Origin of the sequence: Fulvimonas soli, from assembly GCF_003148905.1 — a bacterium.
Classification (GTDB): Bacteria; Pseudomonadota; Gammaproteobacteria; order Xanthomonadales; family Rhodanobacteraceae; genus Fulvimonas; species Fulvimonas soli.
The window spans coordinates 153,940-174,056 of the sequence record NZ_QGHC01000006.1; the positions used below are offsets into that span (position 1 = coordinate 153,940).

Annotated in this window: 19 protein-coding genes and 2 pseudogenes; 7 read left to right on the forward strand and 14 right to left on the reverse strand. The window is 73.9% G+C overall.

From position 1 onward, the window contains the following. The first annotated feature begins 13 nt into the window (after positions 1-13). From argH to C7456_RS17515, 6 genes and pseudogenes are all read left to right on the forward strand, one after another. The gene (argH, locus tag C7456_RS09405) at positions 14-1,309 is read left to right on the forward strand and encodes an argininosuccinate lyase (protein WP_109723490.1); all 1,296 of its coding nucleotides are present in this window, start codon (positions 14-16) and stop codon (positions 1,307-1,309) included. Between the two features lie 12 nt (positions 1,310-1,321). Continuing rightward, positions 1,322-1,681: a cupin domain-containing protein gene (locus C7456_RS09410; protein ID WP_109723491.1), complete on the forward strand. Its 360-nt coding sequence runs from the start codon at positions 1,322-1,324 to the stop codon at positions 1,679-1,681. After that, positions 1,678-2,856 (forward strand): glutamate 5-kinase, encoded by a 1,179-nt coding sequence (gene proB, locus C7456_RS09415; protein ID WP_109723492.1) that lies wholly within the window; start codon positions 1,678-1,680, stop codon positions 2,854-2,856. The genes C7456_RS09410 and proB overlap by 4 nt, the downstream gene beginning before the upstream one ends. Then, positions 2,853-4,115: a glutamate-5-semialdehyde dehydrogenase gene (locus C7456_RS09420; RefSeq protein ID WP_109723493.1), complete on the forward strand. Its 1,263-nt coding sequence runs from the start codon at positions 2,853-2,855 to the stop codon at positions 4,113-4,115. Before proB ends, C7456_RS09420 begins: the two co-directional genes overlap by 4 nt. Positions 4,116-4,216: 101 nt before the next feature. Continuing rightward, positions 4,217-4,696 (forward strand): annotated as a pseudogene (locus C7456_RS17510) (sulfotransferase); the annotation flags it as partial. A gap of 291 nt (positions 4,697-4,987) precedes the next feature. Then, positions 4,988-5,185 (forward strand): annotated as a pseudogene (locus C7456_RS17515) (integrase core domain-containing protein); the annotation flags it as partial. A 13-nt stretch (positions 5,186-5,198) separates the two neighbouring features. Here C7456_RS17515 and kynU read toward each other — a convergent pair. From kynU to C7456_RS09455, 6 genes are all read right to left on the reverse strand, one after another. Then, positions 5,199-6,476 (reverse strand): kynureninase, encoded by a 1,278-nt coding sequence (kynU, locus tag C7456_RS09430; RefSeq protein ID WP_109723495.1) that lies wholly within the window; start codon positions 6,474-6,476, stop codon positions 5,199-5,201. 13 nt (positions 6,477-6,489) lie between these two features. Then, positions 6,490-7,002 carry a hypothetical protein gene (locus tag C7456_RS09435; RefSeq protein ID WP_109723496.1) on the reverse strand — a complete coding sequence of 171 codons (513 nt, stop codon included), beginning with the start codon at positions 7,000-7,002 and terminating at the stop codon, positions 6,490-6,492. Continuing rightward, positions 6,999-8,033, reverse strand: a complete 1,035-nt coding sequence (locus tag C7456_RS09440; protein ID WP_109723609.1) for an amidohydrolase family protein — start codon at positions 8,031-8,033, stop codon at positions 6,999-7,001. Before C7456_RS09440 ends, C7456_RS09435 begins: the two co-directional genes overlap by 4 nt. A 58-nt stretch (positions 8,034-8,091) precedes the next feature. Beyond that, positions 8,092-10,209 (reverse strand): FUSC family protein, encoded by a 2,118-nt coding sequence (locus tag C7456_RS09445; protein ID WP_109723497.1) that lies wholly within the window; start codon positions 10,207-10,209, stop codon positions 8,092-8,094. Positions 10,210-10,537: 328 nt separating this feature from the next. Next, entirely contained in the window at positions 10,538-11,101 is a 564-nt protein-coding gene (gene efpL, locus C7456_RS09450) for an elongation factor P-like protein EfpL (RefSeq protein WP_109723498.1), read from the reverse strand. Between the two features lie 113 nt (positions 11,102-11,214). After that, on the reverse strand, positions 11,215-11,982 hold the full coding sequence (locus C7456_RS09455; protein ID WP_109723499.1) for an SDR family NAD(P)-dependent oxidoreductase: 768 nt from the start codon (positions 11,980-11,982) through the stop codon (positions 11,215-11,217). Positions 11,983-12,194: 212 nt separating this feature from the next. Here C7456_RS09455 and C7456_RS09460 point away from each other — a divergent pair, with 212 nt between their 5' ends. Continuing rightward, on the forward strand, positions 12,195-12,566 hold the full coding sequence (locus C7456_RS09460; RefSeq protein ID WP_109723500.1) for an RcnB family protein: 372 nt from the start codon (positions 12,195-12,197) through the stop codon (positions 12,564-12,566). 161 nt (positions 12,567-12,727) lie between these two features. Here C7456_RS09460 and C7456_RS09465 read toward each other — a convergent pair whose 3' ends face one another. The 8 genes from C7456_RS09465 to C7456_RS09500 all read right to left on the reverse strand — a co-directional run bounded on the left by C7456_RS09465 (position 12,728) and on the right by C7456_RS09500 (position 20,006). Further along, positions 12,728-13,306 carry a GNAT family N-acetyltransferase gene (locus C7456_RS09465; protein WP_109723501.1) on the reverse strand — a complete coding sequence of 193 codons (579 nt, stop codon included), beginning with the start codon at positions 13,304-13,306 and terminating at the stop codon, positions 12,728-12,730. Continuing rightward, positions 13,303-13,770 (reverse strand): GNAT family N-acetyltransferase, encoded by a 468-nt coding sequence (locus C7456_RS09470; protein ID WP_109723502.1) that lies wholly within the window; start codon positions 13,768-13,770, stop codon positions 13,303-13,305. The genes C7456_RS09465 and C7456_RS09470 overlap by 4 nt, the downstream gene beginning before the upstream one ends. Beyond that, positions 13,767-14,351 carry a YdeI/OmpD-associated family protein gene (locus C7456_RS09475; protein WP_109723503.1) on the reverse strand — a complete coding sequence of 195 codons (585 nt, stop codon included), beginning with the start codon at positions 14,349-14,351 and terminating at the stop codon, positions 13,767-13,769. The genes C7456_RS09470 and C7456_RS09475 overlap by 4 nt, the downstream gene beginning before the upstream one ends. Positions 14,352-14,433: 82 nt before the next feature. Beyond that, entirely contained in the window at positions 14,434-14,922 is a 489-nt protein-coding gene (locus C7456_RS09480) for a GNAT family N-acetyltransferase (RefSeq protein WP_109723504.1), read from the reverse strand. After that, on the reverse strand, positions 14,919-16,184 hold the full coding sequence (locus tag C7456_RS09485; RefSeq protein WP_245889827.1) for a metal-dependent hydrolase family protein: 1,266 nt from the start codon (positions 16,182-16,184) through the stop codon (positions 14,919-14,921). Before C7456_RS09485 ends, C7456_RS09480 begins: the two co-directional genes overlap by 4 nt. A gap of 325 nt (positions 16,185-16,509) precedes the next feature. Beyond that, a complete protein-coding gene (locus tag C7456_RS09490; protein WP_109723506.1) occupies positions 16,510-17,412 on the reverse strand; it encodes a hydroxymethylglutaryl-CoA lyase in 903 nt (300 codons plus the stop codon). Between the two features lie 227 nt (positions 17,413-17,639). Beyond that, positions 17,640-17,942: an antibiotic biosynthesis monooxygenase family protein gene (locus C7456_RS09495; protein ID WP_109723507.1), complete on the reverse strand. Its 303-nt coding sequence runs from the start codon at positions 17,940-17,942 to the stop codon at positions 17,640-17,642. Positions 17,943-18,017: 75 nt separating this feature from the next. Then, entirely contained in the window at positions 18,018-20,006 is a 1,989-nt protein-coding gene (locus tag C7456_RS09500) for an acetyl/propionyl/methylcrotonyl-CoA carboxylase subunit alpha (RefSeq protein ID WP_109723508.1), read from the reverse strand. Positions 20,007-20,117: the final 111 nt, after the last annotated feature.

Here is a 20,117-nt window from a genome sequence, read left to right on the forward strand (position 1 = left end):
TTTACTCACTCCTATGTCCCAGCCCCTCTGGCAAAAGTCCGGCATCCGCATCGACGCGAAGATCATGCGCTTCCTCGCCGGCGACGACGTGCTGCTCGACCGCGAGTTCTTCCTCCACGACATCGCCGCCAGCAAGGCGCACGTGGAAGGACTGGCCAACATCGGCGTGGTGGGCGCGGACGAGGCGGCCGCGCTCAAGCGCGAGCTGGACGCGCTGGCGGAGGATTTCGGGAGCGGCGCCTTCGTGCTCGACGAGCGCTACGAGGACGGCCACTCGGCGATCGAGGCGCGCCTCACCGAGCGGCTGGGCGACGCCGGCCGCCGCGTGCACACCGGGCGCAGCCGCAACGACCAGATCCTGGTCGCCACGCGGCTGTGGCTGAAGGAGAAGCTCGGCCAGCTCGAGGCGCACTGCCGCGCCATCGCCGAGGTCTGCCTGGACCGCGCCGCGCAGCCGGCCCTTCCGCTGCCCGGCTACACCCACCTGCAGCGCGCGGTGGTGTCCTCCACCGCGATGTGGTTCGCCGGCTTCGCCGAGGGCTTCATCGACGACGCGCTGCGCGCGCGGCAGACGCGCGAGTGGATCGACGCCAACCCGCTCGGCACCGCCGCCGGCTACGGCGTGAACCTGAAGCTCGACCGCGAGCACACCACCGCCAGCCTGGGCTTCGCGCGCATGCAGGTCTCGCCGGTCTACGCGCAGCTCTCGCGCGGCAAGTTCGAGATGGCGGCGCTGGAGGCGATCGCCTCCGCGCTGCTGGACCTGCGCCGGCTGGCCTGGGACCTGTCGCTGTTCACCACCGCCGAGTTCGACTTCGTGACGCTGCCGGCCGAGTACACCACCGGCAGCTCGATCATGCCGAACAAGCGCAACCCGGACGTGGTGGAGCTGCTGCGCGCCAGCTACGCCAGCGTGGCGGCGGCGCGCACCGAGATCGAGCAGCTGCTCTCGCTGCCCTCCGGCTACCAGCGCGACCTGCAGTACTCCAAGGGCTCGATCTTCCACGGCGTGCGCCACGGCCTGATGGCGCTGGAGCTGGCGCCGGACCTGCTGGCGCGGCTCGCGTGGAACGAGGGCACGATGCGCGCGGCGATCGAGCCGGCGATGTACGCCACCGACGTGGCGATCGAGCAGGCCGCCGCCGGCGTGCCGTTCCGCGACGCCTACCGCGCCGCCGCCGACGCGGCGGCCTTGGCCGGCGCGGGGCGCACGCCCGAGGGCAGCCTGGCGGCGCGCGTCTCGCCCGGCGCCGGCCACGACCTGCGCCTGGACGAATTGCGCGCTAGACTCGGGCGTCTGGACGTCTAGACGGTGGATTCCATGGGCGCGGTCGGGGCGGGAAACGCCGAACATTATCGCTGGGGGCAGGGCTGCGACGGCTGGCACCTGCTGGCCGGTGACGACCTCAGCGTGATCGAGGAGCGCATGCCGCCCGGCACGGCGGAGCAGCGCCACCGCCACGCGCGCGCACGGCAGTTCTTCTACGTGCTGGAGGGCGAGGCCGTGCTGGAACTGGAGGGCACGCCGCACCGCCTGCGTCGCGGCGAGGGCCTGCACGTGCCGCCCGGCGCGGCGCACCAGATGCGCAACGACAGCGGCGCCGACGCGCGCTTCCTGGTGGTGTCGGCGCCGAAGAGCCACGGCGACCGCGTCGCCGCTCCGGCGGGTGCCGGGGCATGAACGCGGCGCCGCCCGGACGCACGCCACCCGAGCAGCCGCTGCCGCCCTGGCGCCGCGCCGTGCTCAAGGTCGGCAGCAACCTGCTGGCCGCCGACGGCGGCGGCCTCACGCCGCGCTACGCCGGGGCGCTGGCCGCCTTCGTCGCGGCCGGCCACGCCGAGGGCCGGCAGGTGGTGCTGGTCTCCTCCGGCGCGGTGGCGGCCGGCCGCGCGCTGCTGCGCGAGCGCCAGCCGGCGGCCGGCGACCTGGCCGCGCGGCAGGCGCTGGCCGCGCTGGGCCAGGCGCCGATGATCGCGCTGTGGCAGTCCCTGTCCGCGCGGCCGGTGGCGCAGGTGCTGCTCAGCCACGACGACCTGCGCAACCGCCGCCGCTACCTCAACGCGCGCAACACCCTGCGCGGGCTGCTGGCGCTGGACGCACTGCCGGTGGTCAACGAGAACGACACGGTGGCGGTGGACGAGCTCAAGCTCGGCGACAACGACAACCTCGCCGCCATCGTCGCCGCGCTGGTGGACGCCGACCTGCTGCTGATCGCCTCCGACGTGGACGCGCTGTACGGCGCCGACCCGCGCCGCGATCCGGCGGCGCGCCCCGTCGCCCTGGTCGAGGCGCTGACGCCGGAAGTGCTGGCGATGGCCGGCGGCAGCGGCAGCGCGGCGGGCACCGGCGGCATGCGCACCAAGCTGGAGGCGGCGGCGAAGGCGAGCGCCGCGGGCATCCCCACCGCGCTGTTCGGCGGCCGCGACGCGGACACGCTCGCGGCGCTGGCGCGCGGGCAGCTGCGCGGCACGCTGGTGCGCGCGCCGGGCAACCGCATGCAGGCGCGCAAGTACTGGCTGCGCCACGCGCCGGCGGCGGGCCGCATCGAGGTCGACGCCGGCGCCGCGCGCGCGCTGGCCGGCGGCCGCGCCTCGCTGCTGCCCGGCGGCATCGTCGCGGCGCACCGCGAGTTCCACCGCGGCGACCTGGTCGAGATCGTGGACGGCGCGGCGCGGGCGGTGGCGCGCGGGCTGTGCCAGTACGGCGCGGCCGAGGTGCGCCGGCTGGCCGGCCGCCACAGCCGCGAGATCGCGGCGATCCTCGGCTACAGCCATGGCGCCGAGGTGGTGCACCGCGACGACCTGGCCACCGTGCGCGACGCCGCCGAGACCGTCGCGGAGGAGACGCCCGCATGAGCGAACTGCGAACCCGGGCGCTGGCCTGCCGCGACGCCGCGCCGGCCGTCGCCGCGCTCGACGCCGGCGCGCGCGCGGCGCTGCTGCGCGACATGGCCGCGGCGATCGAGGCGCGGGGCGAGGCGATCCTCGCCGCCAACGCGCGCGACATGGAAGCGGCCGCCGCCAAGGGCGTGCAGGGCGCGCTGCTCGACCGCCTGCGGCTGGACGCGGCGCGCGTGGCCGCCATCGCCGCCGCGGTGCGCGAGGTGGCGGCGCTGCCCGACCCGGTCGGCCAGGTGACCCGGCGCGAGACGCGCCCGAACGGCCTGCGGGTGGAGCGCGTGCGCATCCCGCTAGGCGTGGTGGCGATGATCTACGAGGCGCGTCCCAACGTCACCGCCGACGCCGCCGCGCTGTGCCTGAAGGCCGGCAACGCGGTGATCCTGCGCGGCGGCTCGGAGGCGCTGCACTCCAACACCGCCCTCGCCGAGGCGCTGCACGGCGCCCTGCGCGCGCACGGCCTGCCGGAGGCGGCGGTGGCGCTGATGCGCGACCTGAGCCGCGAGGCGATGGTCGAGCTGCTGCAGCTGACCGACGTGGTGGACCTGGCCATCCCGCGCGGCGGCGAGGGACTGATCCGCTTCGTCGCCGAGCACGCGCGCGTGCCGGTGATCAAGCACTACAAGGGCGTGTGCCACCTCTACGTGGACCGCGACGCCGACCTCCAGCTGGCGCTGGACCTGCTGCTCGACGGCAAGACCTCGCGCCCCGGCGTGTGCAACGCGCTGGAGACGCTGCTGGTGCACCGCGATGCCGCCGGCGCCTTCCTGCCGATGGCGGGCGAGGCGCTGCGCGCGCGCGGCGTGGAGCTGCGCGGCGACGAACGCACCCGTGCGCTGCTGCCCGCGGCCGGGCCCGCCACCGAGGACGACTACGCCGCCGAGTTCCTCGACCTGATCCTCGCCGTGCGCGTGGTGGACGACCTCGACGAGGCCATCGCGCACATCCGCCGCTACGGCTCGGACCACACCGAGGTGATCGCCACCCGCGACGCGGCCGCGGCCGAGCGCTTCGTCCACGCGCTGCGCTCGGCGGTGGTGATGGTCAACGTCTCCTCGCGCTTCAGCGACGGCGGCGAGCTGGGCCTGGGCGCGGAGATCGGCATTTCCACCACGCGCCTGCACGCCTACGGCCCGATGGGCGCCGAGGCGCTCACGGTGGAGCGCTTCGTGGTGCGCGGGGAAGGGCAGGTGCGCCACCCGCTGCGCCGGGACTGAGCGCTTTCGCGCGCCGGCCCGCATGATGCCGCTTCGGGACGGCGCAGGCTGGCGGGGTGGACGTGGAAGGGTTGCAGAAGATCGACGGGCAGGCGCTGTTCGTGATCGGCGCGGCGCGCAGCGGCACCACGGTGCTGCAGAACGCGCTCAACGACTCGCCGCACGTCTTCCTGTTCGGCGAGCCGGCGTTCCACGACGATCCCGGCAGCGCGGATTTCGCCGCCCGCTACAACGCGATGCACCGCTCCTGGGGACACCAGGAGGACAAGAGCAGCTTCTGCCCGCCGCTGTTCGCCGAGGACGCCAGCCGGCCCGACTACCTGGAGCAGCTGGCGCGGCCGTACTGCTACGTCGGCAGCAAGATCGTGGTCAACCCGTCCAACGCCGCCGGAACCTGCCGGCGCGTCTTCGATTTCCACTGCCGGCATTTCTGTCGGGCGCACTACGTCTTCACGTTCCGCAACCCGGTGGACGTGCTCATGTCGACGCGCGGCCTGGCAGAGCTGCACGGCGATGCGCCGGCCAGCCACGAGTCCCTGCTGCGCAGCTTCCTGGCGGTGATGGCGCTGTACCTGCGCATGCTGCGCAACCTGCCGTCGTGGCGGCGGTATTCCACGAGGACGTGGGCGAGGCGACGTTCGCCATGCTGGGCCGGCGGCTGGGCCTGGACCTGTCGGCCGCGGCGCGCTACTACGACGGCGGGCGGGTCCGGCACTACGCGCTGGATGCGTTCCCGCCTGCCGTGCGCGATGCCGTCGCCGCCGTCGCGGACCTCTACCGGCGGTTCCGGCGCGAGGCCGGTGCCGGCTTCGAGCTGGTGCAGCTGGAGCAGAACCCGGGGCACCTCGAACAGCGGCATTTCACGCCGCTGGGCGAAGCGCTTCATCCAGACGGCCTTGCGCGAATGGGCCTACGCGGCCAGCTACGCTACCTCACAGCAGCGGCGCGAGGCGCTGCAGGACTGGCTGCACCACTACAACTGCCACCGTCCGCACAGCGCACTTGGTGGTCAGACACCCATGGCTCGACTGACGCTTGATCAAAACAACCTATTGAAGCTCCACATCTAGGCCGCGCGCCCTCTCAGGCGCCTGCGCTCCACGCCTTCACCGCCTCCGCGAACGCCAGGCAGTCGGCGAAGCGGTTGTACAGCGGCGCGGGCGAGATGCGGATCACGTCGGGCTCGCGCCAGTCGCCGATCACGCCGTGCGCCATCAGGTACTCGAACAGCGCGCGGCCGCGTTCGCGGCCGCCGCGCACGCGGATGGAGAGCTGCGCGCCGCGGCGCGCCGGGTCGGCCGGCGTCACCACTTCCAGCAGGTCGGCGAGTTGCGCGTTCACCAGCCACTCCAGATAGCCGGTCAGCGCCAGCGACTTCTCGCGCAGCCGCGCCATGCCGGCGCGGCGGAAGATCTCCAGCGACACGCGCAGCGGCGCCAGCGCCAGGATCGGCGGGTTGGACAGCTGCCAGCCGTCCGCGCCGGGCGTGGGCACGAACTCGGGGCCCATCCGGAAGCGCGTGGCCTTGTCGTGGCCCCACCAGCCGGCGAAGCGCGGCAGCGCGGCGCGCGCGTGGCGCTCGTGCACGAAGGCGCCGCCCACCGCGCCGGGGCCGCTGTTCAGGTACTTGTAGCTGCACCACACCGCGAAGTCGGCGCCGCTGTCGTGCAGCGCCAGCGGCAGGTTGCCCACCGCGTGGGCGAGGTCGAAGCCCACCGCGCAGCCGTGCCGGTGCGCCAGCGCCGCGATGGCCTCCAGGTCGAAGGCCTGGCCGGTGCGGTACTGCACGCCCGGCAGCAGCACCAGCGCGACGCGCGCGCCGTGCTCGGCCAGCACGCGCTCGAACGCGGCCGGCGAGAGCGTGCCGTTGGGCTCGTCGCCCTCCAGCTCGACCAGCGCGGTGGCGGGGTCGAAGCCGTGGAAGCGGATCTGCGACTCCACCGCGTAGCGGTCGGTGGGGAAGGCACCGGCCTCGATCAGGATGGCGTGGCGCTCCGGCGTCGGGCGGTAGAAGCTCACCATCAGCAGGTGCAGGTTCACGCCCAGCGTGTTCATCGCCACCACTTCGGAGGGCCGCGCGCCGGTGACCAGCGCCAGGTCGTCGCGCACGAACTCGTGGTAGTCCATCCACGGCAGGCGGCCCTTGAAGTGGCCCTCCACCGCCAGCTCGCCCCAGTAGTCCAGCTCCGCGCCCAGCGCCTCGCGCACCGCGCGCGGCTGCAGGCCCAGCGAGTTGCCGCAGAAGTAGTGGCTGTCGCGCCCCTCGTGCGGCGGGACCAGGAACTCGTCGCGGAAGGCGCGCAGCGGATCGGCTGCGTCGCGCGCCTGCGCCCAGGCGGCGGTGGCTTGGTAGTCGTGCATGCGTTTCCGGTTCTTACTGCTGCAGGCCGGCGGCGACCTGGTCGCAGCCCTTGTCGAACGCGGCGATCCAGGCGGCGCCGGCCTGGCTCTGCTGCGGGCGCACGCAGCGCAGCTGGATGGCGTGGTTGTTCCTGAACCAGTAGCGCTCGCGGTAGCTGAAGGCGGCGCCGTTCTCCTGCGCGGTGTAGGCGAAGCTGTTGGGCTCGCTGCCCGCGGCGGCCGGGCGGTAGCCGTCGAGCGACTTGGCCTTCAGCGCGGCGCTGCCCAGGTAGGCCTGGAACCCGGCCAGGTCGGCCACCTGCTTCACCGTCACCGTGACCCGCGCCAGCGTGCTGCCGGCGGTGGGCGAGGGGTCGGGCACCTGGAACACGTGCACCTCCGGGTCGCCCTGGGTCTCCAGGATGCCCTGCCAGTTGTCCGGCGTGCTGAAGTTGACGGTGCCGCCGGCCATGCTGACGTCGTTGGCCTGCGCGCCTGCGGCCAGCAGCAGGAGGACGGGCAGGAAGAGGGTGCGCGAAAGGCTCATGCCGGTTCCCGGGTGGAGGTGTCGGAAAGATAGCGTTGCAGGGGCAGCCCCAGCCACTCCAGCGCGGTGCCGTGGAACAGCCGTGCCCGCTGGTCCGGCGCCAGGCCCAGCGCCTCGATGCCGCTGCCGGGCTGCTGCTCCCCCAGCGGGAAAGGATAGTCGGTGCCGAGCATCACGCGCTCGACGCCGGTCACATCCAGGAGATAGCGCAGCGCCTGCGGGTCGTGCACGCAGGAGTCGAAGTACAGCCGCTTGAGGTATTCGCGCGGGTTGCGCGGGTTGTCGGTGGCGACCAGGTCCGGGCGCATGCGGAAGCCGTGCTCGATGCGGCCGATGGTCCACGGGAAGCTGCCGCCGCCGTGGGCCAGCATCACGCGCAGCCTCGGCAGCCGCTCCAGCACGCCGCCGAAGACCAGGCAGCAGGCCGCGCGCGACTGCTCGGCCGGCATGCCCACCAGCCACGGCAGCCAGTACTTGGGCATGCTGGCGGCGCCCATCATGTCCCACGGGTGCACCATCACCGCCGCGCCGAGGTCGGCGGCGGCCTCGAAGAACGGGAACAGCTCCGGCGCGTCCAGGTTCCAGTCGTTGCAGTGCGAGCCGATCTGCACGCCGGCCAGGCCCAGCTCGTCGATGCAGCGCTCCAGCTCGCGGATCGCCAGCGCGGGCGCCTGCAGCGGCACGGTGCCGATGCCCGCGTAGTGGCGCGGATGCTCGCGGCACACGGCGGCCATGTGGTCGTTGAGGTGGCGGTGCAGCTCCAGCGCCTGGTGCCCCGGCGCCCAGTAGCAGAACAGCACCGGCACGGTGGACGCCACCTGCACGCCCACGCCGTGGCGGGCGTAGTCGTCGATGCGGTATTGCGGATCGAACGAGGACTCCCACACCTCGCGGAAGAAGCGGCCGTCCTTGTAGATGCGGTGGCGGCCGTCGCTGTGGGTCATCACCGGGAAGCGCGCGTCGCCGTACTTGGCCGCCAGGTCCGGCCAGTCGCGCGGCAGGATGTGGGCGTGGGTGTCGATCTTGAGCATGCGGCCAGTGTACGTCCCGCGCGCCGCGCGGTCGTGCGGCGGGCGCACATGGCGCGGCTCAGCGCGGGGAGCGCAGCCGCCGCCGCCCGGCCGCGCCGTTCGCCTCGGCGCGGCTGCGGCCGACCACGTGGGCCAGCGTGTCCACGTTGTCCACCAGGCGGTCGCTGACGCGGACCAGCTGCGCGGCGACGGCGCGGTCGTCGGCCATGCCGAGCAGGGCGGCCAGGCTGCGCTGCAGGGCGCGCAGGTCCGGCGGCGGGGCCGGCGCCAGGCCCTTGCGCAGCGCGTCGGCGACGTCGCGCAGCGCGGTCGCGGCGCGGTCGACGAAGGCGCTCGTCTCGGCCTGTTCCGGCAGCGCGGCGTGGTTGGCGATCAGGGCCTCCAGCGTCATCGCGGTGCGCGCCAGGCGGTTGCCGTTGGCGAACAGCGCCTGCGCCAGCTCCAGCAGCGCGGGCGGCGTGGCGGGCTCGGCGCGCATGCGCTCCAGCGAGGCCTGCGCGTTGCCGCGGGCGGTGCGCGCGGCGGTGCGCATCTCGCGGTGCGCGGCGCGGCGGCCCGGGTGGGCCAGCGCGGCGAGGTAGTCGGCGTAGGCGTCGAGCATGTCGGCCAGCGCGGCGCGCGCGCGGCCGCGCTCCCAGGTGGGCCACAGCAGGTAGGCCAGCAGCGCCATGCCGCTGCCCAGCGCGGTGTTGATCACGCGGTCCGTCACCGCGGCGCCGGGGGCCACGCCCTCGAAGGAGAGCAGGATCACCACCGTGCCGGTCAGCGCCGCCACCGCCACGCCGTAGTGCGCGGTGGCCAGGTAGCGGAAGCCCATGCACAGCACCGCCATCAGCGCCAGGTGGGCCCAGGGCTCGTCCGGCGCCACGTGCAGCAGGGCGGTGGTGAGCACCAGGCCGAGCACGGTGCCGACCACGCGCAGCAGGCCGAAGTTGAAGGTGGCGGCGAAGTCCGGGCGCAGCACGATCGCCACCGTCATCGGCAGCCAGTAGCCGTGCGGCAGGTGCAGCGCGCGCGAGATCCACAGCGCGGCGCTCAGGCACAGCGCGCTGCGCACCGCGTGGCGGAACGCCACCGAGCGCGGGGTGAGGCTGGCGCGCAGGGTGTCCAGCGCGGAGCCGCCGCGCAGCGCCGCCGGCAGCGAGAGCTCCACCGCCGCGGCGCGCTGTTCGCCGCGGCTGCCGGCCCAGTTGGCGTTGCGCACGGCGGCGGCGAGCTGGCCGGACAGCGCGTGGATGTGCGGGCCCAGCCCGTCGCCGTCGCTTTCCCCGTCGCGCAGCAGCGCGTTCTCGCTGGCCTGCAGGGTCTGCAGGGCGCGCTCGGCTTGCAGGGGCGGATCGCCGGCGTCCAGCGCGTCGCCGATCGCCGCCAGCACGCGCGCGGCGTCGGCGCGGAACATCGCGTGGATGGTGGCGCTGGCGCGCAGCTCGGCCATCGCGGTGAGCTCCAGGCGGATGCGCTCGGCCAGCTCCAGCAGCACGCCGAAGGCCTCCATCGCGCGGCCGTGCGCGTGGTGGCGGCCGAGCAGGGTGTGCTGCAGCGCGTTCATCGCCTCGGACAGCGCCGGCGCGTCGGCGTCGTCGTGCGCCTGCTGGCGCGCCAGCGCGGCCAGCCCGCGGTAGACCGCGGCGAGCGCGAGCCGCTCCGGGCGGTAGCGCTGCAGCGGCCAGGCGGCGACCGAGAACGCCATCAGCAGCAGGCCGCCGGCGAAGATCAGCGCCGAGGCGCCGAGCGCGCCGCCCAGCGAATGGATCGGGCTGGCCGCGGTGACCACCAGCAGGATCATGCTGGTCATGCCCAGCCGCGCGATGTCGGTGCCGAACACCACCAGCAGGCCGCCGAGGAAGCCGCAGGCGGCGGTGGCCACCAGCATCGGCAGCAGCTGGTCGCCGATCAGGAAGCCGAGCAGGGCGGAGAAGCCGGCGGCCAGCGAGGCCAGCGCCAGCTGCCACACGCGCTGGCGGTAGGGCCCCGGCTGGTCGGAGAACATGGTGTCCAGCGCGCCGGCGCCGACGCCCAGGCCGATCGCCGTGTGGCCGGTGGCCAGGCCGGCGGCCAGCGGCAGGATCACCGCCGCGGTATTGCGCAGCACCACCGGCAGCGGCACGTCGGGCCGCTTGGTCTTGGTGAGGCTTTCCAGAACGTTCGCGCGCAGCGAGTAGCCGTTGGCCGGCATGTCCCGTCATCCGTGCTGGGTCGAGGGTCCGGCGATTCTGCACCAGCGCGGCTGTCGCGTGGCCGAATGCGAGGGCGCGGGCGCGCCCGCGGACGCGAAGGCGCGGGGCGCGTCACCCTGCGGCGTCGTTCCCGCGCAAGCGGGAATCCATTTTTGCCCTTGCCACCCCGGAAGATGGATTCCCGCTTGCGCGGGAATGACAGCCGGGTCTGGGAGTGGCCGGGTTTGCGGCGGGCGTCCCCCGGAACCGTTCTGCCGGGTCCGGCCCCGTTCGCGCTGACGCCCCGCCCTGGCCGCGCGGGGGCGATACGGCCGCAAGACCGCGGCCTCAGGCGCGGCCGGCGAACTCGCCGGTGAGGGTGTTCACCCACACCTTGTCGTCGTTGCTGATGTACTCGGGCACCTGGATCTCGATGCCGGTATTGAGCCGGGCCGGCTTGGTGCGCTTGGTGGCGCTGGCGCCCTTCAGCTCCGGCGCGGTGTCCACCACGGTCAGCGCCACGCTGGTGGGCACCTGCAGGCCGACCGGGGCGTCGTCGATCAGCTGCACGTAGTAGCCCTCCAGCCCCTCGACGATGTAGCCGGCATTGTCGCCGACCAGCTCGGGGCCGAGTGGGTACTGCGTGTAGTCCTCCGCGTCCATGAACACGTAGGTGTCGCCGTCCATGTAGGAGAAGTGGGCGGCGCGGCGCACCAGGTCCATCTCCCTCAGGTCGTCGTCGGCGCGCAGGCTGAGGTCGTACTTGCGCCCGCCGGGGATGGAATAGAGCGTGAAGCGGAAGGTGACGTTGCCGCCGCGCGCGGTGGGCGCGCTGCGCTCGATGTCGCGCACCTGGTAGACGGTGCCCTCGTGCTCGACCACGTTGCCTTTCTTGATGTCGGAAGCTTTCATGGGGAAAGGGAATCGGGAATGGGGAAAATAGGGAACAGGAAGAGCGGGAAGGGCGAGGGAACCGGAAGGGCGAGGGAACGGCCTTTGGCGATTCCCGATTCCCTATTCCCGCCTCACTTGGACTGCAGCCGCACCGCGCCATCCAGCCGGATGGTCTCGCCGTTGACGTAGCGGTTGCCGAGGATGAAGGCCACCGTCCGCGCGAACTCCTCCGGCTTGCCCAGCCGCGAGGGGAACGGGATCGAGGCGGCCAGCGACTCCTGCACCTGCGGCGGCATGCCGTCCACCATCGGGGTCCAGAAGATCCCCGGCGCGATGGTCGCCACGCGGATGCCGAAGCGCGCCAGCTCGCGCGCCATCGGCAGCGTCATGCCGACCACGCCGCCCTTGGAGGCCGAGTACGCGGCCTGGCCGATCTGGCCCTCGTAGGCGGCCACGCTGGCGGTGTTGACGATCACGCCGCGCTCGCCGTCCTCGCCGGGCTCGTTGTGCTGCATCAGCGCGGCGCCGGCCTTGGCCACGTTGAAGCTGCCGACCAGGTTCACCATCACCGTGGCCTGGAACTGCGACAGCGCCATCGGCCCCTCCTTGCCCAGCACGCGGCCGGCGCCGAGGATGCCGGCGCAGTTGACCACCACGTTGAGCCCGCCCATCGCCTCGCGCGCGGCGGCCACGTTGGCGGCCACGCCGTCCTCGCTGGTGACGTCGGTGCGGTGGAAGCGCGCGGCCGCGCCCAGCGCCTGCGCGGCGGCCTGGCCCTTTTCCTCGTTGACGTCGAACAGCGCCACCCGCCCGCCGTGGGCGACGATGTGCTGCGCCACCGCATGGCCGAGGCCCGAGGCGCCGCCGGTGACGACGGCCTTGACTTGGTCGAGCTGCATGGAATCCCTCTCCGGCGTGCCGAAAACCGCCATGGTATCCCAGCGCCGTTCCGCCGGGCCACGGCATCGCCGGCTGAACGCCGGCCGCGCGCGGCGCGGCCCGTTCATGTTCCTTTGGGCGGGGCGGAGGCAACGTGCCTGCGCAGGCGCCGCGGCGGCCGGCGGGATGTTCCCCCCGGGCCCGGCATCGCAGCCTCGCAAAGGAGCGGACCATGAAGAAGCAGTTGGGCATCGTTGCGCTGTGCGCCGCCATGCTGGCGTCGAGCCCGGCGCTGCTGGCGCAGCCGTACGACCAGGACCACGATCATGACCATTACGGCCATGACCGCGATCATGATCACGACCACGACCGTCATCCGCCGTACAACGGCATGCACGACCGCGGCCGCCACGAGGGCTGGTACCGCCGCGGCGGCCGGCTGCCGCCGGAGTACCGGGGGCCGCACTACGTCGTGACCGACTGGCGCCACGCGCACCTGCGCGAGCCGCCGCGCGGCTACGAGTGGGTGCGCAGCGACAACGGCGACTTCCTGCTGGTGGCGGTCGCCACCGGCATCATCACCGACATCCTGCTCAACCAGTGATGGCGTCCGTCGGCTCCGGCGCGCGCCGGAGCCGACGGGCAGGAGTCCGGGCGCATCATCGCGGCCGGAAGGCCGCTCCCACAGGGTTGCGACAAGCTTGGTGGGAGCGGCCTTCCGGCCGCGAAATCGTTGCGGCAGTACGGCCTTCAAGCCGCCCAGGCTCAGAGGCGCCCGCGCTCCCCGAGCATCCGCAGGAACGCCTCCTCCCCGGCCAGCGCCGGAAACGGCACCACGGCCACGGGCGGCACGGCCGGCGGCATCAGCTCGCGCTGCCACACGCCCACGTCCCACCAGCGGCCCAGCTTGTAGCCGGCCTTGCGCCACACGCCCGCGGGCGCGAAGCCCATCGCCTCGTGCAGCGCCACGCTGGGCTCGCCGGGCAGGGTGATCACGCCCACGGCCTGGTGGATGCCCTGCAGGCGCATCGCCTCCAGCAGCGCGCCGTAGAGCCGGCGCGCGATGCCGCGGCGCTGCGCGCGCGGGTCCACGTAGATCGAGGTCTCGGCGATCCAGTCGTAGGCGGCGCGCTCGCGGAAGCGGCTGGCGTAGGCGTAGGCGAGCACCTCGCCGGCCTCGTCCCACACCAGCCAGGGATAGTGCGCCAGCCGCGCGGCGATGCGTTCGCGCATCGCCGCCGCGCCCGGCAGCCCGGTCTCGAAGGTGGCCGCGCCGGCCTCGACGTGCGGCGCGTAGATGGCATGGATCGCACCGGCGTCCTCCGGGCGGGCGATGCGGATCATGCGAGGCGCTTCTCCATGCAGATGCTGCGGGGGCTGGCGTGGTGCTCGCCGAACGGCGGGCAGCGGCGGTAGCCGGCGCGCTCGTACAGCTCCAGCGCCTCGGCCTGCGCGGTGCCGGTCTCCAGCCGCACCAGCCGGCCGCCGTGGCGCCGGACGTGGTCTTCCATCGCGTCCAGCAGCTGGCGGCCCAGGCCCAGGCCGCGGCAGGCCGGCAGCACGTACATGCGCTTGATCTCGACGTAGTCGCCCTCGTCCACGCAGGCGCCGCAGGCCACCGGCCGGCCGTCCACGCGGGCGGTGATCACGCTGACGTTCGCGCGCCGCAGCGCCTCCAGCGCGACCGGCTGGAGCGTGCCGGCGGGATGGAGCCGGGCGAGGTAGCCGTCCAGCTCGCGCAGCAGCGGCAGCACGTCGGGAGCGCCGGGGTCGTCCACGGCGAAGGTCAGGCGGGGCGCGGGTTTCATTGCTTCCGGTATTTCCAGTTGCGCTGCTTGCCCTCGGCCAGCCATTCCGGCGTGGTGGCCAGGCGCTTCTGGCGGGTGGGTTCGGTCCTGGCCTCGCCGATCCACTCGACGTACTCGCGCCGCATGCCGGGCGTGAACGCCTCCCAGGTCATGCGCGCGGCCGCGTGCTGGCGCCGAGCGAGCGCGGCGGCGAGGTCCTGCGGCACCGCCGGCGGCGGCTTGGGCGCGGCCGGGCGTTTCGCCTTGGTCGCGGCCTCGCCGCGCGCGGCGGCCTTGCGCACCAGCGCGACGAGCGTCGCCTGCGGCGGCAGGTCGTCCAGGGAGGCGAGCCGGCCGGGCGTTCCGGCCTCGTCCGCGTCGCCGCCATCCTGCCAGAAGCCGAAGCTGCAGTGCTGCTTGAACGCGGCGAGGCGGCACGGCGGCCGGCCCCGGTACTCGAAGAACGGCATGCGCCACTTGATGGTCTCGGTCGCATCCGGGCAGGCGGCGTGGACCGCCGCGCGCGGCCGTTCCAGGATCGGCCGCGCGAACGGCGCGGCCTGGGCGATGTAGGCGTCGACGCGGGGATCGTGACCGTTCATGGAGGTTGCAGGATACCTCACCGGGGCGGCGTTCCCGCCCGGGCAGGGACGGCGGGCGCCGGCCCCTTCCGCGTGGCCGGGCTCACAGCTCGCGGATGAAGAAGCGGTCGCAGCCGAAATGCCCGGTGCCGCCCATCGGCGCGCACAGCGGGGTGAAGCCGCTGCGGCGGTACAGCGCCTGCGCCGCGTGCATGCCGGCGAGCGTCTCCAGGTAGCAGCGGCGGAAGCCGTGCGCGCGGGCCGCGTCCAGGCAGCGCCGCATCATCGCCGCGCCGGCGCCGATGCCGCGCGCCCCGGGCAGGAAGTACATCTTGCGCAGCTCGCACACGTCCGCCCCGCCGCCCTCCAGCGGGGCGATGCCGGCGCCGCCGACCACCGCGCCGCCGCGCTCGACCACGAAATAGCTGCAGCGCGGGCGCGCGTAGGCCTCGTACATGCGGTCCACCTCGGCGTCGTGGATGGCGAAGCCGGGGCCGTCGGCACCGAACTCGGGCATCACCGCGCGGATGACCGCCGCCACCGCGGCGTCGTCGCGCGGCTCGATCGGGCGGATCAGGAACGCCTCGCTCACGGCGCGCCCGCCGGCGCGCGGTACACCGCGCCGTCCTTCATCACGAACACCGGGTGGGCGAGGTCGCCGATGTGCGTGCTGGGATCGCCCGCGAAGGCGGCCAGGTCCGCGCGCAGGCCCGGCGCGATGCGGCCGAAGCCGTCCTGGCGCAGGATGCGCGCGGCGACGTCGGTGGCCGCGTGCAGCGCCTGCGCCGGCGTCATGCCGTCGGCCACCATCGCCGCCGGCTCGCGCCAGTTCTCGCCGTGCGCGAACACGCCCACGTCGCTGCCGTTGCCGATGGTGACGCCGGCCTTCAGCGCGGTGCGGAAGGCGCGCGCGGCCTCCTGCATGCGCGCGGTGGGCGCGTCGCGGCCGGGCACGTAGTGGTTGAAGTACTGCTCGGTGGCCTCGACCGCGGTGAGCGTGGGCTCGTAGGCGACGCCCTTCTGCTTCATCAGGCGGAAGGTGGCCTCGCTGGCGCCGTAGCCGTGCTCGACGCTGTCCACGCCGGCCTCCACCGCCATGCGCACGCCCGCGTCGCTGGCCGCGTGCACCGCGATCGGGCGGCCGAGCAGGTGCGCGGTCTCCACCAGCGCCTTCAGCTCGGCGGGCGTGAAGGTGGGCGCGGTGCCGCCGCCGGGGCCGACGCGGTAGTCGCCGTAGATCTTGATCCAGTCCGCGCCGCGCGCGGCCTGCTCGCGCACCGCGGCCATCGCCTGGTCGACGCCGCTCACCTCCTGCGCTCCGCCGGGCAGGCTGAGGTCGGGGCGGAAGCCGCGCGGGCCGGGGCCGTAGCTGGCGGTGGCGACGATCGCGCGGGTGGCCACGAACATGCGCGGGCCGGGGATCAGCCCTTCCTCGATCGCGCGCTTGACCGACACGTCGGCGAAGCCGGCGCCCTCGGTGCCGAGGTCGCGCTCGGCGGTGAAGCCGGCCAGCAGGGTGGCCTTGGCGTGCGCGGCGGCTTCCAGCGTGCGGTAGTCCTGCGGCTCGGTGAGCACCTGGTCGTTCCACAGCGTCTCGCTGTACGGGTGCAGGAACAGGTGCGAGTGCAGGTCGACGAGGCCGGGCGTGAGGGTGGCGCCGGGCAGCTCGACGCGCCGCGCATTGGCGGGCGCGCGGATGCCGTCGCGCGGGCCGACCGCGGCGATCGCGCCGTCGTGCACCAGCACCGCCCAGCCGGCGTGCGCGGCGTCGCCGTCGGCGGTCCAGACGCGGTCGGGGAGCAGCAGCCAGTCGCCCTTGGGCGTGGGTGCGGGCGACGCGGCGTGGGCGAGCATCGCGCACAGCGGGGCGGCGCAGGCCAGCGCGTATCGGTGCCATGCTCTCATGCTCGTTCCCGTCTCTTCGGCTGCGTGGAAATAACCAGCATCGTCATTCCGGCGAAAGCCGGAATCCAGTGAAATGCGTCGTGCGCAGCGCTCGAAACAGGTTTTGCGTGCTTCGCACGGTTCACTTGACTGGACGACTCGCCGCGCTCGCCCCTTCGGGGCCGTCCGCTTCGCAGGCGTTCGTCGCGCTGCGCGCTCGTCCGGCCTTTGCCGGAATGACGAGCATAAGCGCGCCGGCACGGACCGGGCCATCCGCGAAGCCGGCCTGCGAAAGTCACGCCGCCGTGCGCGCCCGCGTCACCCGGCTGGCGGTCTCCTTGTGCAGCTGCGCGGCCAGCCAGGCGCCGGTGGCGACGAGCAGGTCCAGGTCCACGCCGGTGTGCAGGCCCATGCCGTGCAGCATGTACACCACGTCCTCGCTGGCGACGTTGCCGGTGGCGCCCTTGGCGTAGGGACAGCCGCCGGTGCCGGAGACGGCGCTGTCGACCACGCGCACGCCTTCCTCCAGGCAGGCCAGGATGTTGGCCAGCGCCTGCCCGTAGGTGTCGTGGAAGTGCACCGCCAGCGTGGCCATCGGCACTTCCTGCGCCACCGCGCGCAGCATCGCGCGCGCCTTGGCCGGCGTGCCCACGCCGATGGTGTCGCCCAGCGAGACCTCGTGGCAGCCCAGCTCGTGCAGGCGCCTGGCCACCCGCACCACGTCGCCCACCGGCACCTCGCCCTGGTAGGGGCAGCCGAGCACGGTGGAGACGTAGCCGCGCACCGCCACGCCGTCGGCCCTGGCGCGTTCCAGCACCGGCACGAAGCGCTCGATGGACTCGTCGATGGAGGCGTTGACGTTCCTGCGGTTGAACGCCTCGCTGGCGGCGGTGAACACCGCCACCTCGGCGGCGCCGACCGCGCGCGCGCGCTCGTAGCCCTGCAGGTTGGGCACCAGCACCGGGTAGCTCACGCCGGGCACCTTGCGGATGCCGCGGTAGACCTCGGCCGCGTCGGCGAGCTGCGGCACCCATTTGGGGCTGACGAAGCTGGTCGCCTCGATGGTCTCGAGGCCGGTGGCGGAGAGCCGGTCGATCAGCGCGATCTTCACCTCGGCCGGGAGCGGGGCCCGCTCGTTCTGCAGGCCGTCGCGCGGGCCGACCTCGACGATGCGGACGTGGTCGCTGGAAGCGTTCATGGTCCCCAAGCATAGCCGCCCGCGCCTCGGCGCGCTCAGAGCCTGTTCCGACCTACCGTCGACCCGGCTATTCCCTCTCGGTCATTCCTGCGAAAGCAGGAGGCGCTTTTCAACAGCCGAAGGGCTGGTCATCCGGTGACGTTCCCTCGAAAGTCAGCGACGCTGGATCCCGGCTTTCGCCGGGATGACGTTCCATGGGGGGACATTTGGAGATCGTGAACAGGCGCTCAGGCCGGATGGATGTAGCGCCCCAGCAGGGTCCGCTCGCTGGCCAGCGCCTCGCAGCGGGCGTCCAGCTCGGCGCAGGCCGCGGCGTTGAGGCGCATGAAGCGCTCGTAGGCGGTGAGGCTTTCCCAGTACTCGATGCCGAGGTAGGCGCCACCGCCCTGCGCGTCGCGCAGCAGGCGCGCGCCCTTGAAGGCCGGGTCGCGCCGGAACAGCGCGGCCCAGTCGCCGTCGTCGTTGTAGTGCCGCAGGAACGAGGCCTGGTGTTCCTCGGCGACCCGGTACCGCCGGATGATCACGTACATGGCGATGCCCCGCGTGGATCCGGGGCGGGAGTATGGTCCCGCGCGGATGGCGCTGTCATGACGCGCCGCGCGGGATCAGCCGGCGAAGCGCACCAGCACCGCGTCGGCCTCGACGAAGTCGCCCTGCGCGGCCGACACGCTCTCGACGGTGCCGGCGCGCGGCGCCTTCAGCGCCAGCTCCATCTTCATCGCCTCCATCACCAGCAGCTCCTGGCCTTCCTCGACCGCGTCGCCGGCCTGCGCGCGGACCAGCACGATGCGGCCGGGCATCGGCGCGACGATCCGGTCGCCGCCGGCGGCGTCCCGGGCCACCCAGGCGAAGGCGGCGGCGCGCTCGAACGACCAGCGGCGGCCGCCGGCGTCGTGCAGCAGCACGCGCCGCGCGTCGGCGCGCGCGGGCAGGCGCAGCGCCTCGCCGTCGAAGCGCGCGCACAGCGCCGCGCCGTCCAGCCGCGCGCCGCGCACCTCGCACGCGGCCTCGCCGTGGCGCAGGCGGTAGTCGCCGGCGTGGCCGTGGGCCTCGATCTCCAGGCGCGCGCCGCCCAGCGCCAGCGCGACGATGCGCTTGCCGGCGTGGCCCACGCGCCAGGCGTCGGCGCTCGCCCAGGGCGAGTGCGGGTCGGCGGCGTCGGCGCGCGCGTCCGCCTCCTCGTGCAGCAGCGCGGCGGTGGCGGCGGCGAACAGCACGCGCTCGGGCGGCGCGGCGTCGCCGGCGAGGAACTCGTCCAGGTGGCGGTCCAGGTAGCCGGTGTCGATGCGGCCCTCGACCACCGCCGGGTGGCGCGCCAGCCGTTCGAGGAAGGCGACGTTGGACTTCGGCCCGGCGATCTCGCACCCGGCCAGCGCCTCGCGCAGGCGCTGCAGCGCGCGCGGGCGGTCCTCGTCCCACACGATCAGCTTGGCGATCATCGGGTCGTAGAAGATCGTCACCGTGTCGCCCTCGGCCACGCCGCCGTCCACGCGCACGTGCGCCGACGGCGCGGGCAGGCGCAGCGTGCGCAGGCGGCCGGAGCCGGGCAGGAAGTTCTGCTCCGGGTCCTCGGCGTACAGGCGCACCTCGATGGCGTGGCCGCGCGCGCGGACCTGCTCCTGCGCCAGCGGCAGCGGCTCGCCGGCGGCCACGCGCAGCTGCCACTCGACCAGGTCCAGGCCCAGCGTCAGCTCGGTGACCGGGTGCTCCACCTGCAGGCGCGTGTTCATCTCCATGAAGAAGAACTCGCCGTCGGGCGCGACGATGAACTCCACCGTGCCGGCGCCCACGTAGTCCACCGCGCGGGCCGCGGCCACCGCGGCCTCGCCCATCGCGCGGCGGCGCTCCGGGGTGAGGAAGGGCGAGGGCGTCTCCTCCAGCACCTTCTGGTAGCGGCGCTGCGCGGAGCATTCGCGCTCGTTGAGGTGGACGACATGGCCGTGCATGTCGCCGAACACCTGGAACTCGATGTGGCGCGGCTGCTCCACGTAGCGCTCCAGGATCACCCGCGCGTCGCCGAACGAGGACTGCGCCTCGCGCTGCGCGGCGGCCAGCGCGGCGGCGAACTCGCCCTCGCCGCGCACGATGCGCATGCCCTTGCCGCCGCCGCCGGCCGCGGCCTTGACCATCAGCGGGAAGCCGGTGCGGCGCGCCTGTTCGGCCAGGTGCTCCGGCCGCTGGTCGTCGCCGTGGTAGCCGGGCACCAGCGGCACGCCGTGCCTTTCCATCAGCGCCTTGGCGGCGGCCTTGGAGCCCATCGCCTCGATGCTCTCCGGGCGCGGGCCGATGAAGGCGATGCCGGCCCCGGCGCAGGCGCGCGCGAAGGCGGTGTTCTCGGAGAGGAAGCCGTAGCCGGGGTGGACCGCCTGCGCGCCGCTCTTCTTCGCCGCGTCCAGGATGGCGTCGGAGCGCAGGTAGGAGTCGGCCGGGCGCGGGCCGCCGATCGGCCAGGCCTCGTCGGCCAGGCGCACGTGCTGCGCGTCGCGGTCGGCCTCGGAGTACACCGCGATGGTGCGGATGCCGAGCCGGCGGCAGGTGCGGATCACGCGGCAGGCGATCTCGCCGCGGTTGGCGATCAAGACACGTTCGAACATGCGGGGTCCTTGCGGCCGTTCGTCGGGGCGGCCGGCAAAGCTAGCAGATCGCCGGGGGCGGGCCGATGCGCGGCGCAGCATGGGGGGATCTGGCCATCGTGGCCGCAGGCC